General features: G+C 64.7%; 13 protein-coding genes. 6 read left to right on the top strand and 7 right to left on the bottom strand.

Features of this window, described 5'->3' with window-relative positions:
* Position 1: 1 nt before the first annotated feature.
* Positions 2–1009, bottom strand: a complete 1008-nt coding sequence (locus tag GJ699_RS19280; RefSeq protein ID WP_154379254.1) for a response regulator — start codon at positions 1007–1009, stop codon at positions 2–4.
* A 2-nt stretch (positions 1010–1011) separates the two neighbouring features.
* Positions 1012–2277: a sensor histidine kinase gene (locus GJ699_RS19275; protein WP_154379252.1), complete on the bottom strand. Its 1266-nt coding sequence runs from the start codon at positions 2275–2277 to the stop codon at positions 1012–1014.
* Positions 2278–2452: 175 nt separating this feature from the next.
* Here GJ699_RS19275 and cqsA point away from each other — a divergent pair, with 175 nt between their 5' ends.
* The 5 genes from cqsA to GJ699_RS19250 are packed head-to-tail and all read left to right on the top strand — an operon-like array spanning position 2453 to position 7379.
* Positions 2453–3685, top strand: coding sequence for an alpha-hydroxyketone-type quorum-sensing autoinducer synthase (gene cqsA, locus GJ699_RS19270; RefSeq protein ID WP_154379250.1), 1233 nt, complete (start codon positions 2453–2455; stop codon positions 3683–3685).
* A gap of 15 nt (positions 3686–3700) precedes the next feature.
* Complete coding sequence (locus GJ699_RS19265; protein ID WP_154379247.1) at positions 3701–4093, top strand: group II truncated hemoglobin; 393 nt, start codon at positions 3701–3703, stop codon at positions 4091–4093.
* 4 nt (positions 4094–4097) lie between these two features.
* Positions 4098–5390 carry a DNA recombination protein RmuC gene (locus GJ699_RS19260; RefSeq protein ID WP_154379245.1) on the top strand — a complete coding sequence of 431 codons (1293 nt, stop codon included), beginning with the start codon at positions 4098–4100 and terminating at the stop codon, positions 5388–5390.
* Positions 5391–5445: 55 nt separating this feature from the next.
* On the top strand, positions 5446–6228 hold the full coding sequence (locus tag GJ699_RS19255; protein ID WP_154379243.1) for a DeoR/GlpR family DNA-binding transcription regulator: 783 nt from the start codon (positions 5446–5448) through the stop codon (positions 6226–6228).
* Positions 6225–7379 (top strand): MFS transporter, encoded by a 1155-nt coding sequence (locus GJ699_RS19250; protein WP_154379241.1) that lies wholly within the window; start codon positions 6225–6227, stop codon positions 7377–7379. The genes GJ699_RS19255 and GJ699_RS19250 overlap by 4 nt, the downstream gene beginning before the upstream one ends.
* Here GJ699_RS19250 and GJ699_RS19245 read toward each other — a convergent pair.
* The 5 genes from GJ699_RS19245 to GJ699_RS19225 all read right to left on the bottom strand — a co-directional run bounded on the left by GJ699_RS19245 (position 7330) and on the right by GJ699_RS19225 (position 15199).
* The gene (locus tag GJ699_RS19245; protein WP_154379239.1) at positions 7330–8127 is read right to left on the bottom strand and encodes an ABC transporter permease; all 798 of its coding nucleotides are present in this window, start codon (positions 8125–8127) and stop codon (positions 7330–7332) included. The genes GJ699_RS19250 and GJ699_RS19245 overlap by 50 nt on opposite strands.
* On the bottom strand, positions 8124–8753 hold the full coding sequence (locus GJ699_RS19240) for an ABC transporter ATP-binding protein (RefSeq protein ID WP_154379237.1): 630 nt from the start codon (positions 8751–8753) through the stop codon (positions 8124–8126). Before GJ699_RS19240 ends, GJ699_RS19245 begins: the two co-directional genes overlap by 4 nt.
* A 9-nt stretch (positions 8754–8762) precedes the next feature.
* The gene (gene moeA, locus GJ699_RS19235) at positions 8763–10778 is read right to left on the bottom strand and encodes a molybdopterin molybdotransferase MoeA (RefSeq protein ID WP_154379235.1); all 2016 of its coding nucleotides are present in this window, start codon (positions 10776–10778) and stop codon (positions 8763–8765) included.
* Between the two features lies 1 nt (position 10779).
* On the bottom strand, positions 10780–11898 hold the full coding sequence (moaA, locus tag GJ699_RS19230) for a GTP 3',8-cyclase MoaA (protein ID WP_154379233.1): 1119 nt from the start codon (positions 11896–11898) through the stop codon (positions 10780–10782).
* 157 nt (positions 11899–12055) lie between these two features.
* Positions 12056–15199 carry an Rne/Rng family ribonuclease gene (locus GJ699_RS19225; protein WP_154379231.1) on the bottom strand — a complete coding sequence of 1048 codons (3144 nt, stop codon included), beginning with the start codon at positions 15197–15199 and terminating at the stop codon, positions 12056–12058.
* A 673-nt stretch (positions 15200–15872) separates the two neighbouring features.
* Between GJ699_RS19225 and GJ699_RS19220 the strand changes: the two genes are divergently transcribed.
* Entirely contained in the window at positions 15873–16856 is a 984-nt protein-coding gene (locus tag GJ699_RS19220) for an RluA family pseudouridine synthase (RefSeq protein ID WP_154379229.1), read from the top strand.
* The last annotated feature ends 8 nt before the right edge of the window (positions 16857–16864 follow it).

Here is a 16864-nt window from a genome sequence, read left to right as displayed (position 1 = left end):
TTCAAGCTGCGGCCACCTGTGGCTGCAGCTCGCGCAGGAACTGGGCGTAGGTGTGTGGGCGCTGATCGAAGTAGTGGCCCGGCAGGTCGAACAGCGCCCAGTAGTAAGTTTCCCTGCCGTGGCAGATGCGCGGCGGCTGGCAGTAGCGGTGCCAGTGCCCGGCCATGCTGCTGCGGTACATGCCATCGCCGAACGGATCGCTGAAAAAAGTCAGTACGCGCCGCTCCATCAGCGCATCCAGCAGCGAGCGCGGGGCGTCGCTGTCGCGCGCGATTTCGTATTGCGCCTGCATGCTGTCCTCGGTTTCGATCGCCATCAGCGTGGCCTTGCCATGCTGGTCGAGGAACAGGATGCCGGTCGGATTCGGGAAGATGTAATGCTCGACGAAACCCAGTGCGCGCTTGAGTTCCCGCACCACCTCGGCCAACGCCGGATCGGTGAGGAAGCGGTAATCGTGCAGCGCCACCATCTCGCGCAAGGTGTCGGAGCGGTGATCGAAGTAGCGCTCCTGTGCCGCCAGCACCTCCGCCTCCAGCAGGTCCAGCGCGTGGTCATCGCTCTTCTTGATGTAGCGGTCAATCAATCCGCGGTTGAAGGCGGTGACGGCGATCTTCTCGTCGGCGGCGCCGGTGAACAGGATCTTCTTGCACGGCAGATGCGCCACCGCCTCGCAGAATTCCAGCCCGTTCATCTGCGGCATTGAGTAATCCACCACCAGCACCGACGGCACCGCGAAGCGTTCGCGCTGCTCGGCGATGCGGTAGATGCGCTCCAGGTCCAGCGCCACATTGCATTGATCGGCCGGCAGGTTCTGCATGTCGAAGTTGACGTGCAGCGGCACATTGCTGTCCGGCGCCGAGGCGCGCAGCCAGTGCAGCGCCTCGGTGGTGTCGTGGAAGGTTTTATTGGCCAGCATCGGATCAAGCTGGAACGACAGGCTGCGCAGGAAGGAGTCGCTATCGTCGATCAGCACGGTCAGCGTGGGGTGGGCATAAACGGGCAGGTGCATGATTACCTCGCGGGGAATTCCAGGATGAAGATGGCATAGGCGCTCTCGCGCGATACGCAACGGATGCGTGCGCCCCAGGCGTCCATGATCTCCTGGCACAGCGCCAGGCCGATCCCGGCGCCGTTGTGCGGCGGGTGCGAAAAAAAACGGCGGAAGATCAGCGACATCTGCTGCGGCGGGATGCCGCAGCCGGTGTCGATGAACAGCAAACGTGGCGGCTGCATGCCGCCGTCGATGACGATGCGCACCCGCCCTTTGCCGGCGCGTTGCACCGCGCGCAGCGCATTGCGCAGCAGGTTGAGCAGCACCACCACCGCCAGCTCGGTCTGGCCGGCGAACTGAAAGTTGTGACGCACCTCCAGCTTGACCATCTTCTGCTGCTTCAGGCTGGAGAAGGGATAGCGCTTCAACACCGCTTCCACCACCGTCTCCATCGACACCATCTCCACCGGGCGCAGGTTTTGCCGCACCGCCGTGGCGCTCAGCAGGAACAGGTCGATCATGTGATTCATGTGGCGCACCTCGAACTGGATGCGCGCCAGCGCGTCGATGATGGTCAAGCGGTCGGCCTGGCTGTGGCCCTGAGCATCGGCCATCATGCGCAGCAGGCCGCGCACATTGGCGTCGACGCTGGTGAGCGGCGTGCGCAGCTCGTGCGCCACGGTGGCCAGGCCGGCGCCCATGCCGGCCAGCTTTTCCTGCGCCAGCACATGGCGGCTGATCTTGGCCACCGACAGCACGGCAATCGTGAACCAGTGGATCGGCACCTGCTGCAGTACCTGGTCGCTGCTCATCATCGCGCTTTCGCCCAGCGCGGCGGCGGCGGCGCAGGCCAGCGCGGTGCCGATGACGTAGGCGCCCAGCGCCAGGCCGGTATCGAAATGGAATAGCACCACGATGCCGATCAGCAGCGACTCGCCCCACACCCCGGACGCATGGTTCATCAGGAACATGAAGGTGAAGAAGAACGGAAAAATGTAGCTGAGCGTGACCAGCAGGTAGAGGTTGAGCATCTGCCGGCTGAACTGGCGCGCGAACAGGCCCAGCGCGCACAGCAGGATGCCCAACAGCCGCAGCGACAGCGATTCGTATTGCTGCGGGAAGAAGTGCTGCCAGATCACGTAATACAGCGGCATGCCCACCGTGCCGATGCAGGCCAGCAGCAGCACGCGCACGGTCGCATGGTCTTCGCGGCCGTGGTATTGCAGCAGGGACTGGAGCAATCCGTGCTGCCATCGCTTGCAGCGTTCGGGCAGGGTGAGCCTCATGGTGACATTTGATTTTTATCAAGCTTCCATCATCGCCTTAATTTGCAACTTGTTTGGACAGATCAAAGCGCTAATTGATCCGCATCAATCTCGATGGGTTTTTTTAGCCGCATGGTGGCGACTTGGGGTTCTTAAAAAAACAAGTTTATTTGTCCAAATCTCAAGGAGATACGCCATGATCCATGCCATTGCTCACAATTCATCTCTCACCCACCTGCCCGAATTCGTCACCCGCCGCATGGACCTGCATTACGTCACCCGCATCGAACAGTTGCTGGGCGGCGAGCATCCGCATGCCTGGCAGCCGACGCCGGCCGGCGCCGTGTTTTTAGCCGGCAACGACTATCTGTGCCTGGCCGGCGAACCGGCGCTGGTGGGCGCGCAGGTGACGGCGCTGCAGCGGAGCGCCGGCGAGTTGCTGATGTCGGCCGTCTATCTGCAGGAGGGCAGCGCCCAGCATCGGCTGGAGCGCAAGCTGGCGCGGTTCATGGGCGCCGAGGATGGCATCCTGGCGCAATCCGGCTGGGCCGCCAATGTCGGCATCGTGCAGACGCTGGCCGGGCCGGGCATTCCGGTCTACCTCGACATGCAGGCGCACGCCTCGCTGTGGGAGGGCGTGCAGTCGGCCGGCGCGCTGGCCGTGCCCTTCCTGCACAACGACATGGAGCATTTGCGCAAGCAGTTGCAGCGCCACGGGCGCGGCCTGATTGTGGTCGACGCGCTGTACAGCACCAACGGCAGCCTGGCGCCGCTGGCCGAGCTGGCGGAGATTGCCGAGCGTAGCGGCTGCATGCTGCTGGTCGACGAATCGCACTCGCTGGGCACGCACGGTCCGCGCGGCTCCGGGCTGGTGGCGGCGGTAGGCCTGAACGAGCGGGTGCATTTTCGCACCGCGTCGCTGGCCAAGGCGTTTGCCGGGCGGGCTGGCTTCATCACGTGTAGCAGCAAATTCAAGGGCTACTTCCTGTCCGAGTCGCGGCCGGCGATTTTCAGTTCCTGCCTGCTGGGGCACGAACTGGCATGGTTTGATGCCGCGATCGACTTCATCGCCGCCGCGGATCAGCGCCGCGCCACGCTGCACGCCCAGGCGCGCGCGCTGCGCGAGGAACTGAGCGCGTTGGGCTACAACGTCAGCGACGGCAGCGAGCAGATTATCGCGCTGGAACCGGGACCGGAACCGAAGACGCTGGCGCTGCGCAAGCTGCTGGAAACGCACGGCATCTACGGCGCCATGTTTTGCGCACCGGCCACGCCCAAGAACCGCTCGCTGGTGCGGCTGACGCTGAATTCGGGACTGACGCGCGCGCAGCTGGATCGCATCGTTCACGCCTGCGATGCGATTCGCCACCAGGTCGGGCTGGAGGACTGGTCGTCGACGCGGCGCCGGCGCCGGCTGGCGTTGGTATAAGCTATCATGGCGGGTATGACTGAAGAATCCCGCACCCTCTACGAAGTAATTGGCGGCGAGCCGACCATCCGCGCGATGGTCGACCGCTTTTATGATTTGATGGAGCTCGAACCCGAGTTCCAGCTGCTGCGCTCCGTGCACGGCCCCTCGCTGGAAAACGCCAACCAGCGCCTGTTCATGTTCCTCAGCGGCTGGATGGGCGGTCCGGACCTGTACCAGGAAGCGCACGGCCATCCGCGCCTGCGCATGCGGCACATGCCGTTTGCCATCGGCACCCAGGAGCGCGACCAGTGGCTGCGCTGCATGGCGTGGGCGATGGAGGACACCGGCATCGACACCGAATTGCGTGTGCGCCTGATGAATTCCTTCTTCCAGACTGCGGACTGGATGCGTAACAAACCGGATTGATTCCATGAGCCAGATCGAGTTTTTCGTGCTGCTGGCCGGATTGGCCGTGGTGGTGGTGTTGCAGGTGCTGGTGTTGCTGCGCTCACGCGGCGGCGGCGGTGGCGCTGGTGGACCGACTGGCGATCTCGCTGAACGCATCGAACGCGTCGAGCGCGAAGTGCGCATGCAGTTGCAGACCACGGCGCAGACCAGCAACGCCGCCGTGGTCCAGCAGTTCGACGGCGTGCGCCGCCAGCTCGATGAACAAAGCCTGGCCGCGCGCCACGAGCAGGCGCGCACGCTCAAGCTGTTCGCCGACAGCATGAACCAGCGCATGCTGGAAGTACGCGTGATGCTGGAGACGAAGATCAAGGATCTGCAGGCCGACAACGGCGCGCGTCTGGACGAGATGCGCAAGACGGTGGACGAAAAACTGCACGCCACGCTGGAGTCGCGCCTGACCGCCTCGTTCAAGCAGGTGTCCGAGCGGCTGGAGCGCGTGCACCAAGGCTTGGGCGAGATGCAGCAGCTGGCGCTGGGCGTGGGCGACTTGAAGCGCGTGCTCACCAACGTCAAGACGCGCGGCACCTGGGGCGAAGTGCAGCTGGAGATGCTGCTGGAGCAGGTGCTGACGCCCGATCAATACGCGAAGAATGTCGAAACCATCGTCGGCAGCGGCGCGCGCGTGGAGTTCGCGCTCAAGCTGCCGGGCCAGAACGACAACGGCACGCCGGTGTGGATGCCGATCGACGCCAAGTTCCCGAAAGAGCAGTACGAACGTCTGCTGGAAGCGGCCGATAACGCCGACGCCGAAGGCGTGGCGCAGGCCGGCCGCGAGCTGGAACGCGCGGTGCGCAATGAGGCGCGCACCATCGCCGAGAAGTATGTATCGCCGCCGCACACCACCGACTTCGCCATCCTGTTCCTGCCGACCGAGGGGCTGTACGCGGAAGTGATGCGCCGTCCCGGCCTGGCGGACGAACTGCAGCGCGTGAACCGCATCAGCATCGCCGGACCGTCGACGCTGACGGCGCTGCTCAACAGCCTGCAGATGGGCTTCCGCACACTGGCGCTGGAAAAACGCTCGTCCGAAGTGTGGCAGGTGCTGGGCGCGGTGAAGACCGAATTTTCCAAGTTCGGCGATGTGCTGGCCGCCACCAAGCTGACATTGGAGCGCGCCGCCAAGAATATCGAATCGGCCGAAACGCGCAGCCGCGTCATGGCGCGCAAGCTGAAGACGGTGGAGGCGTTGCCGTCCGAGACGGCACAGCTGATGCTGGGTGGCGAGCTGGATAAGGGCGATCTCGATACCGAGTAATTACATGTTTGTGCGTGATTTGGCGTGTTTATGCGTACTTGTGTACAATGTGCGCATGAAACGCGACAACCTCCTGCTGCAAGAGCGGCACTCATTAATACTTCAACAACTCAACGCCGAGGGCCGCGTGATCGCGGCCGTGCTGGCGCAACAGCTCAAGGTCACCGAGGACACCATCCGGCGCGACCTGCGCGACATGGCCGCCGCCGGCTTGTGCCAGAAAGTCTACGGCGGCGCGGTGCGCATGGCGGCGGCGCCGGAAAGCGGCACGCTGGTGCAGCGCATGGAGCGCAAGCAGGACGACAAATCGTGTCTGGCTGCGGCGGCGGCCACGCTGGTGGCACCCGGCGGCACCATCTTCCTTGATGCAGGATCGAGCAACCTCGCCATCGCCGAAGCGCTGCCGGAGATGCCGCTGACGGTGCTGACCAACGCGCCGTCGATCGCCGCGCGCCTGCTGGAACGGCCGCAGATAGACCTGATCATGATCGGTGGCCGCATCCGTCAGAGTCTGGGCGGCAGCGTGGGCGCGACCGCGATGCGCGAACTGGAGCAGTTGCAGCCCGACCTGTATTTCATCGGCGCCTGCGGCGTCGACCTGCATGCCGGCGTCACCGCTATCGATTACGAGGAAGCCGAATTCAAACGCCGCCTGGCGGCACAAAGCAAGGCCACCGCCGTCGTCGCCACCACCAGCAAGATCGGCGCGGTGGCATCCTACCGCGTGCTGCCGATTGCCCAATTAACCCATCTGATTGTCGAAGCGCAGACCAGTGACGACGTGGACGAGGCTTACGCGGTCGCCGGTACCGGCTTGCTGCGCGCGGGAGCGCTATGAATAACATCGGTTTGAAACAGTGCGTCTCGACGCGATTGGCGTTTCTGGCGGCCGGCACGGCCATGTCGTCGTGGGCGCCGCTGGTGCCGTTTGCGCAAGCGCGCACCGGCGTCGAAGCGGCGCAACTGGGCTTGCTGCTGCTCTGTCTCGGCATCGGCTCGATGCTGGCGATGCCGGTTACCGGTGTGCTGGCCGCGCGCTTCGGTTGCCGCCGTGTGATTTTGTGGTCCGGCCTCGGTTGCTGCGCGGTGTTCCCCTTCCTGGCGATCGCGCCCAGCGCGCCCTTACTGGGATTGACGCTGTTCCTGTTCGGCGCCGCCATCGGCACGCTGGATGTGTCGATGAACGTGCAGGCGGTGATCGTGGAGAAGGCGCACGGTGGCGCGCTAATGTCCGGCTTTCATGGCCTGTTCAGCGTCGGTGGCATCGTCGGCGCCGGCAGCATGAGCGCCATGCTGTGGCTGGGCATGGACATCGTCACCGCCGCGCTGGTGATGGCGGCGGCGGTGCTGCTGATGATGCTGGCGGCCGGCCCGCATCTGCTGCGCGAAGCGCCGGCGGCCGAGCGCGATGCGCCGCTGCTGGTGGTGCCGCGCGGCGCGGTGGTGCTGATCGGCGTGCTGTGCATGTTCGTGTTTCTGGCCGAAGGCGCGGTGCTGGACTGGAGCGCGGTAATGCTGACCAGCGTCGGCATGAGCGGCGCGCAGGGCGGTCTCGGTTACGCGGCGTTTGCGGTGGCGATGACGATCGGCCGGCTGAATGGTGACAAGATCGTGCAGCGCTGGGGCGGTCGCCGCATCCTGCTGCTGGGCGGGCTGGCGGCTGCGGCGGGCTTCTTCATCGTGGTGCTGGCGCCGTCGGCTTGGCTGGCGCTGCCGGGCTTTGTGCTGATCGGCTGTGGCGCGTCCAATATTGTGCCGGTGCTGTTCACGGCGGCGGGCAGCCAGCAAGACATGCCGGCGGGATTGGCGGTCAGCGCGATTTCCACCATCGGTTATGCCGGCATTCTGGCCGGTCCGGGCGTGATTGGCTTTGTCGCCCATGCCATCGGTTTGCAGTGGGCGTTCGCGGTGCTGGCCTGCGGCATGCTGCTGGTGGGGCTCAGCGGCTGGTCAGCTGTTCCAGCCGCAGGCGGTGACGCTCGTCCGTGACGCTGCGCGCGGCCAGGTACACGGCCAGCGTGACTGAGATGCCGCTGCCGCCGGCCAGCAAGAACATCAGCAAGATCTGATAGCGCACTGCGTCCATCGGGTCCATGCCGGCCAGGATCTGGCCGGTCATGATGCCGGGCAGGGTGATGATGCCGGCGGCCGACATCTGGTTGATGATGGGGATCAGCCCCTTGCGCACCGAGTCGCGTATCAACGGCGCCAACGCCGCGTTGCGGGTGGCGCCCAGTACCAGCTGCGCTTCGATCGCGGCGCGCGCGTTGACCACGCCGCCGTAGAACGTGTCCAGCCCCAGGCTGGCGGAATTCAGCACGTTGCCCAGCACGATGCCGATCAGCGGCACCGCGTATTGCGGTTCGTACCATGGCGTTGGATGCAGCACCGTCAGCAGCGCCAGCACCACGGTGGCGATGCTGGACAGGCCAACACTGGCGGTGGCCAGCCACACGCCCGGCCAGCCGCGCAAGCCGTGTGACGGCCGCATCGCCACTTCGCGCGCGGCGGCGACGATCATCAGCAAAGCCACGGCCAGCGTGGCGGCCGGCGAGGCCAGCGCGAATACCCAGCGCAACACCAGTCCCACCAGCAGCAACTGCACCACCATGCGCGCGGCGGACCACAGCATCATGCGCTGCATGCGCAATCCCAGTCGCGCCGAAATAGCGGCGTTCAGCACCACCAGCGTGGAGGCGATGGCGAGGTCGGTGGCGCCGGGCTGGATGGCGTTCATGCGGCGTCCTCGCTCAGCATGCGGTCGCGCATATGGAGCTGGCGGTGGCCGAGTGTGTGCGCTTGCGTGGCCGAGTGAGTGACCAGGATCAGCGACAGGCCTTTACCGGTCTCCTGGCGCAGCAGCGTTTCGGTGGCGGTGACGGATTCAGGGTCCAGCGCGGCGGTGGGTTCGTCCAGCAGTAGTACTTTGGGATGGCAGGCCAGTGAGCGGATCAGCGCCATGCGCTGGCGTTCACCGGTCGACAGGCGGCTGATGTCCTGCTCCAGCAGCGCCGGTGACAGGTGCAGTTGCGGCAGCAGTTCGCGCACGCGCGGCATCTGGCCGGGCTGGAAGTGTTCACCGGCGGTGGGCAGCCACCACGCCGGTTCGGCCGGCTGGTAGACCACTTGCGCGCGCCACGTGGGGGCGCTCATGCCGGCGCGCGGTGCGCCGTCGAGCAGCACTTCGCCGGTGTTGGGATCGAGATCGCACAGCATGCGCAGCAGCAGGCTTTTGCCTGAGCCGGATGGACCGGCGATGGCGATGCATTCGCCGGCCGCCAGTGTGAAGCTGTATGGTCCGGCCAGCGGCGATTGCAGATGGCGGACTTGCAGGCGTGGCGCTGGCGATGCGGCTGGCGGCATGGTGCGTCGTCAGGTCAGGCCGTCGAACAGCAGCACTTCGACCATCTGGCCGGCGCTAACGTTGGCTTGGTCGTGGTGTAGCACCACGATGCAATTGGCCTCGGTCATGGAGCTGAGGATGCCGGAGCCCTGGGCGCCGGTCAGCCGTACTTGCGGCGCGCCGTCGGCGCCACGGCTGACGATGCCGCGCTGGTATTCGGTGCGGCCGGCGCGCTTCTTGATGTTGTCGCTGGCGCGGGCCTGCATGGTTTGCAGCCTGGCTTCGCTGCCCATCATGCGTAGCAGGGCGGGGCGGGCGAACATGTAGAACGAGACCATCACCGCGACCGGGTTGCCGGGCAGGCCGAATAGCCAGGCGCTGTCTTGCTCGGTCTGCACTTTGCCGAAGGCGAGTGGGCGGCCGGGGCGCATGGCCAGCTTCCAGAAGGCGACGTCGCCGATCAGCGCCATGATGTCGCGCGTGTAGTCGGCCGCGCCTTCGGATACGCCGCCGGAGGTGATGATGGCATCGGCCTGACTGGCGGCCTGGCGCAGCGCGGCTTCCAGTGCTTGCGGGTCGTCGCGCACCACGCCCATGTCGATCACTTCGCAGCCGAGTCGTGTCAGCATGCCGAACAGGGTGTAGCGGTTGCTGTCGTAGACGCAGCCTTGGTCCAGCTTTTCACCGAGCGAACGCAGTTCGTCGCCGGTGGAGAAGAATGCGACTTTGAGTTTGCGGCGCACGCTGACTTCAGCGATGCCGAGTGAGGCGATCAGGCCGAGGTCCGCAGGGCGCAGCAGCTTGCCGGCGGGGATGGCGATGCCGCCTTGGGGCAGGTCTTCGCCGGCGCGGCGCAGATTGGCGCCGGCGTGGATGGCGTTGTTGGAGATGCTGACCTGATCGCCATCAATGGCGGCGGCCAGTTCCTGCGGCAGCACGGTGTCGCAGCCGGGCGGGATGGCGGCGCCGGTCATGATGCGCACGCATTCACCGGCCTGCGGCGCTTGTGCGAACGGATGGCCGGCGTAGGCGATGCCGATGCTGCGGAAGGTGCGGGTGCCGCCGGCTGGCAGATCGGTGCCGCGCAGCGCGTAGCCGTCCATGGCCGAGTTGTCGTAGGCGGGGACGTTGATCGGCGAGATGATGTCGGCGGCCAGCACGCGGTCCAGCGCGGCCAGCAGCGGCAGCGTTTCGGTCGCCTCGACCGGCGTCACGCGCGCGCAGATCAAGCGCTGCGCCTCCTCGACCGCCAGCGCCGCCGGATCGCTACCGCGTCCCGCAGCCTTGCCGCCATCGCGCCGCGCCGCGCTTTCGCCCGCCGCGTCTCCATCGCGTTCCGCAGCCACGCCATGTCCTGCCGCTGCGTCCCCCGCCGCGCTGCCACTGGCCGCTGAAGCCGCGCCCCCGCTCGTCGCGGTCGCGCTGCGCTCGTGATGCTGCAGCTCTTCCAGCGTATTGATATTGCTGAACGCCGCGCTGTCCTCGAACAGCACTTCGGTGATGCGCAGCGTTTTGTAGAAGCCCTCCATGCGCCGGGCGCCGGTCTCCAGATACGCCTCCAGCTGCGGCAGCACCGACGCCTTCACCAGACTGAAGACCGGATGCGGCTGGCGAAACGGCGCCGCCTCCGGCTGTTCCGGGTCGCGCTCCATGGTCACCGCCATCGCCAGATCCGCGCCCTCGGCCTCCATCGCCGCATGCAAGCGCGCGGCCAGATCAACCGGGAAGAATGGCGAATCGCACGGCGCCGTCAGCAGCAGCTCGGTAGGGCAGAACTGCAAGCCCACCTGCAAGCCGGCCAGCGGCCCGGCAAAGCCGTCGAGATAATCCGGCAGCACCGCCGACTCGCCCGCCACCACCTGATACTGCGGCAGATTGCGATTGGCATTGACCGCCAGCGACGCCACTTGCGGCGCCATGCGATCAATCACATGCGCCACCAGCGAGCTGCCGCGAAACGGCTGCAAGCCCTTGTCCACGCGCCCCATGCGCGTGCCGCGCCCGCCCGCCAGTACCAGTCCGGTGACCTTGCTCTTCAAAGACAAACTATCCCCCGATATAAGACATTTCCACTTTATTGGCGCCGCGCCGCAGCGCCACCGTCTGACTGGTGCGCAACTCCGAATAGCGGTCGCCGCGCGCGCGCCACAGATGCGCCAGCGCGGTGCTGATCTCGGCATCGCTGCGACCCTCGCGCAGCAGCGCGCGCAGATCGTGGCCGCTGGTGGCAAACAGACAGGTGTACAGTTTACCCTCAGTCGACAGGCGTGCGCGAGTACAGTCGGCACAGAATGCCTGGGATACACTTGAAATCAGGCCGATCTCGCCGCTGCCGTCAACGTAGCGCCAGCGCGCGGCGGTTTCGCCGGTGTAGTTGGCGGCCACCGGTTCCAGCGGCATTTCGGCGGAGATGCGGCGCACCACTTCGGCCGACGGAATTACTTCGTCCATCTTCCAGCCGTTGGAGGCGCCGACATCCATGTACTCGATAAAGCGCAGGATGTAGGGCGAGCCGCGGAAATGGCGCGCCATCGGCAGGATCTCCTGGTCGTTCATGCCGCCTTTGACCACCATGTTGATCTTGATCGGGCCGAGGCCGACCTGGTGGGCGACATCGATCCCTTTCAGCACATCGTCCACCGCGAAATCGACATCGTTCATGCGCTGGAAGGTGGCGTTGTCCAGCGCGTCCAGCGAGACCGTCACGCGCTGCAGGCCGGCGTCCTTCAGCGATTGCGCCTTGCGCGCCAGCAGGGAGGCGTTGGTGGTCAGCGTCAGATCGAGCGGCTTGCCGCTGACGGTTTTCAGTTCGGCCAGCATGGCAATCAGCCGTTCGATATTTTTGCGCAGCAGTGGCTCACCGCCGGTGAGGCGGATTTTTTCCACGCCGTGCGCGATGAACAGTTTGGCGATGCGGGCGATTTCTTCAAACGACAGCAGCGCGGTGTGGGGCAGATATTGGTAGTCGTTGTCGAAGATCGCTTTCGGCATGCAGTACACGCAGCGGAAGTTGCAACGGTCGGTGACCGAGATACGCAGGTCGTGCAGCGGCCGCGCCAGGCGGTCGCTCAATAAACCGGTGGGCGCTTCCAGCTGCGCGGGGACGACCGGCACTTGGCGCGCGTCGTCGCGCTGCTCGGTCATCATGATGATTTTTTCTGCCATGGGTCGCAATCTTGCCGTTTTTGAAAAAACTGCGTACGCCCTCGCGCACGCAACCAGTTACGATACCATGTTCGTCAGTTTAGCGCCCTGTACCAAGGGCAGGGGATAAAAAAAGGGAAGCCGGCGGCTTCCCTTTTTTTGTGACTGCCTGCCGTGATTAGCGGCGGGTGTCGACCTGGACCAGCGGTTCCTCGTTGACCGGCGGCAGCGGCTTGCGTTCACGCGGAACGCGTACCGGTGCCACGACCTGGGCGGCTGCTTCCTGGGCGGCGCGCAGCTTGGCTGGGTCGGTCGCGGCCAGGGTCAGGCCGGCGGAACCGAGCACGGCTTGCAGGTCGATCTGGGCCGATGGAGCGGCTGCCACTGGCGCCGGGGCTGGAGCGGCAGCCACAGGGGCTGGCGCAGCAACGGCGGCCGGTGCGGCTTCCACCACGGGGGCGGCAACCGGTGCGACTGGCTCGGCGGCTACTGGAGCGGCGACCACTGGTTCGACAGCGACCACTGGCGCGGCAGCTTCGGCAACCGGAGCGGCTTCCACTGGGGCGGCAGCGGCTGGCGCTTCCACTGGTGCGGCGACTTCGGCACCAACCGGCGCGACAGCTTCGACCGGGGCTGGCGCGGCTTCCACGGCAGCAGCTTCGACTGCGGCAGGGGCGGCCACGGCTACAGCTGGTTCGGCGGCCGGTGCGACGACGACTGGCTCGGCGGCGACCGCTTCGGCAGCGACAGGCGCAGCGATAACTGGCTCAGCGACAACTGGCTCAGCGGCAGCCACAGGAGCGGCGGCTGCAGGGGCGGTTGCGACTGGCTCAGCAACGGCCGGCTCGGCCACGGCTGGTGCCGCGACTGCTGGCGCTTCGTCGGCTGGGGCTGCGGCTACTACAGCGGTGGTGGCAACTGCGGCATCGGCGCTGTCGCCAGCGTCGGCGGACGAAGCGAAGCTCAGTTCAGCTTGTTCGCCAGCTTCAGCGGCTGCTGCGTCCTGGCCTTCGACACCTTCGCGTTCGCGGCGATTGCGGTTGCGGCCACCACGACGGCGGCGGCGGCGCGGCTCTTCGCCGTCCACTGCGTCGTTGTCGTCACCTTCCGGACCGGCGTTAGGCGCCGATTTCAGAATGCTGACGGCGGCGTCCGTCACCGGACCGGTGGTCGGCGCGGCAGCGTTCAGTGCCAGCTCTTCCACTTTGGCTTCCACTGGTGCCTTGTCGGCGCGCGGCTCGCGTGGCTGACGTGCTGGACGCTCGCCACGTTCCGGACGCTCGGCGCGCTCAGCACGCTCACCGCGTTCGGCGCGCTCACGGCCTTGGCCTTCAGCGGCTTGGGCGTCACGCGGCTCGCGTGGCTCACGCGGTGGACGCGGCTGACGTGGCGGACGGCCGTTGGCGTCGGCTGCCTTGGCTTCTTCCTGACCTGGACGGGCGGCGCCGGCTTCCTTCTCCTCGCGCTCACCGCGGCCGCCTTTGGCGTTACGGTTGCGGCCGCGTTGGCCACGCGCGTTGCGGTCGGCATTGCGGTCGCCACCGGCGGGTGCTTTGACCACGATGGTCGGCTGCTGCGGCAGTGCCGGTGCGGCCGGGGCGCCGGTGAAGAAGCCGATCAACTTGGCGAAGAAACCTTGCGGTGCGGGCGCTGGCACAGGGGCCGGCGCTGGCTTGATGACGGTTTCGGTCGGCTTGCGGTCGACCAGCGGTGCCGGCTGCTCAGGGGTGATGGTCTTGACCATGGCTTCCTGACGCGGCTTGGCTTCTTCCTTCTGGCGCTTGCTGTAGGCCATGTCGGTTTCGGCTTGCTCGGCCAGCGAGTAGCTGGCGGCGCTGTCTTCCAGGCGCGGATCGTCGTGCTTGATGCGCTCCAGCTTGTAGTGCGGGGTTTCCAGGTGCTTGTTCGGCACCAGGATGATGGTGATGCGGTGACGGGTCTCGATCTTCAGCACTTCGCCACGCTTCTCGTTCAGCAGGAAAGCGGCGACGTCCACTGGCACTTGCACGTGGATGGTGGCCGAATTTTCCTTCATCGCTTCTTCCTGGATGATGCGCAGGACTTGCAGCGCCGACGATTCGGTATCGCGGATGTGGCCGGTGCCGGAGCAGCGCGGGCAGGTCACGTGCGAACCTTCCGACAGCGACGGACGCAGACGCTGGCGCGACAGTTCCATCAGGCCGAAGCGGGAGATCTTGCCCATCTGAACGCGGGCACGGTCGTGGTGCAGCGCGTCTTTCAGACGCTGTTCCACTTCGCGCTGGTTCTTGGCCACTTCCATGTCGATGAAGTCGATCACGATCAGGCCGCCCAAGTCACGCAGGCGCAACTGGCGGGCGACTTCTTCGGCGGCTTCGCAGTTGGTGTGGAAAGCGGTGGTTTCGATGTCGGAACCGCGGGTGGCGCGGGCCGAGTTGACGTCCACCGATACCAGGGCTTCGGTGTGGTCAATCACGATGGCGCCGCCGGATGGCAGCGGCACGGTGCGGCTGTAGGCGGTTTCGATCTGGTGTTCGATCTGGAAACGCGAGAACAGCGGCACGTCGTCGCTATAGCGTTTTACGCGATGCACCATGTCCGGCATCACGTGGCTCATGAACTGGTGCGCCTGCTCGTAGATCTCGTCGGTATCGATCAGGATCTCGCCGATATCCGGCTGGAAGTAGTCGCGAATCGCGCGGATCACCAGCGACGATTCCTGGTAGATCAGGAACGCGCCCGAGGCCGACTTGCCGGCGCCTTCGATCGCGCGCCACAGTTGCATCAGGTAGTTCAAGTCCCACTGCAGTTCTTCGACGCTGCGGCCGATGCCGGCGGTGCGGGCAATCACCGACATGCCTGGCGGCAGGTCCAGCTTGTCCATGGTTTCGCGCAATTCCTGGCGCTCTTCCCCTTCAACACGGCGCGACACACCACCGCCACGCGGGTTGTTCGGCATCAGCACCAGGTAACGGCCGGCCAGCGAGACGAAGGAGGTCAGGGCGGCGCCTTTGTTGCCGCGCTCTTCCTTTTCGACCTGGACCATGATTTCCTGGCCTTCGCGCAGCGCTTCCTTGACCGAGGCGTTGCGTACATCCACGCCTTCACGGAAGTAAGTACGGGCGACTTCCTTGAATGGCAGGAAACCGTGGCGATCTTCGCCGTAGCTGACGAAGCAGGCTTCCAGCGACGGTTCGATGCGGGTGATCACGCCTTTGTAGATGTTGGACTTGCGCTGTTCGCGTCCGGCGGTTTCGATGTCGATATCGATCAGTTTCTGACCGTCGACAATGGCTACGCGCAGCTCTTCTTGCTGCGTAGCATTAAACAACATGCGTTTCATTTTTATAAACTCCGCGACCCTTGGGCCATCTCTATGCCGCCCGGTTTCTTAGTCCGGGGCGACGAGCTACAGGGATATGCGCGAGAATTGGAATGATTGCGGTGGGTATGCCCATCCTGTGCGGCAGCGCAAAGCGGCCGCAACTGGGCGCATGAGGTTGATCGACATGCCGATTGCTCGCTTCATCTGTAGTTCTCCATGCGGCCCCAACGGACGGCAGAAAAGAACAGACGGAGAGCAGCGTCTTAATGGCCAGATCGCGACCAGGCTTCAATACTACAAGTGTTGCAACTTCGGTATACAGGCTGATGCCAGCCTTCCGTCGAGCTTGCAGTAAAGCATAGGGTCTGGCGAAAACGGCAAGCGTTATCAACTACTCATCAACCGGCCAGCCGAACTTATGATCTGGCTGACCGGACTTTATCCTTACTATCCAATCATTCTTCTTCAGCACCCCTGTCGCCATCCGATTACAACTACGGTGCAACCCTGATTCAGGCAGGGGTGGTGCGCATACATTTTTTCCTCTGAATTTGCAATTTGGCGAGGCCAGTGGAGACGCCCCTGTGTAAAATGTGCTTTTATTCTTACACTTGCCGCAGTGAGAACCGCAGCGAAACGATTATATATTCAAAATGAAGGACTTAGAGAGATTTCTGGGAAGACAGAGCAAATGAAGATGCAAAAAGATGTTGTTCCCGCTTCAACGTCCGCCCCGCTGCAAGCCCAATTCGTCACCATCACTGAAGAAGAAGCCGGTCAACGGATCGATAACTACCTGTTGCGCGTTTGCAAAGGAGTGCCGAAAAGCCACGTCTATCGTATCCTGCGCTCGGGTGAAGTACGTGTAAACAAAGGCCGCATCGACCAGTTGTACCGCCTGGTCGAGGGCGACGTAGTGCGGATTCCACCGATCCGCCTGGCGGAAAAACCGGACAATCACGTGCCGGCCGCCGAATTTGCGATTATTTTCGAGGACAGCCACCTGTTGGTGATCGACAAGCCGGCCGGCGTGGCCGTGCATGGCGGTTCCGGGGTGTCGTTTGGCGTCATCGAACAGCTGCGGGCGTCGCGGCCGGACGCCAAGTTCCTGGAACTGGTGCACCGCCTGGACCGGGAAACCTCCGGCCTGCTGTTGTTGGCGAAGAAACGTTCGGCACTGACCAGCCTGCACGAGCAGATGCGCGATGGCCTGACCGACAAGCGTTACCTGACCATGGTGGCCGGCGACTGGAAAAACGCGCGCCAGCATATCAAGTTGGCATTGCATAAATACACCACCGCCGACGGCGAACGCCGGGTCACGGTGTCGGACGAGGGGGGCCAGCCGTCGCACACCATCTTTAGCCTGCTGAAGAAATTCGACGGCTATGCCTTGCTGGAAGCCGAACTGAAGACCGGGCGCACCCACCAGATCCGCGTTCATCTGTCATCGTCCGGCTTCCCCATCGTAGGTGACGACAAATACGGCGATTTCGCGCTCAATAAGGCATTGCAGAAAGCCACCGACACGCGCGGCGCGCTGAAGCGCATGTTCTTGCACGCGCATCAAATTACGTTTACCCATCCCGAATCCGGTAAAAACATGACGCTCAACGCGCCATTGGCCGCCGAATGTGAGCGATTCTTGGTAAGCTTGGGAAAACCTCTTAACTAATCGCAAAC

Source organism: Duganella guangzhouensis (genome assembly GCF_009674535.1).
In the GTDB taxonomy this organism is placed as follows: domain Bacteria; phylum Pseudomonadota; class Gammaproteobacteria; order Burkholderiales; family Burkholderiaceae_D; genus Rugamonas; species Rugamonas guangzhouensis.
Note: the sequence above shows the minus strand (reverse complement) of the source record. Positions and strands in the feature narration are given on the sequence as shown.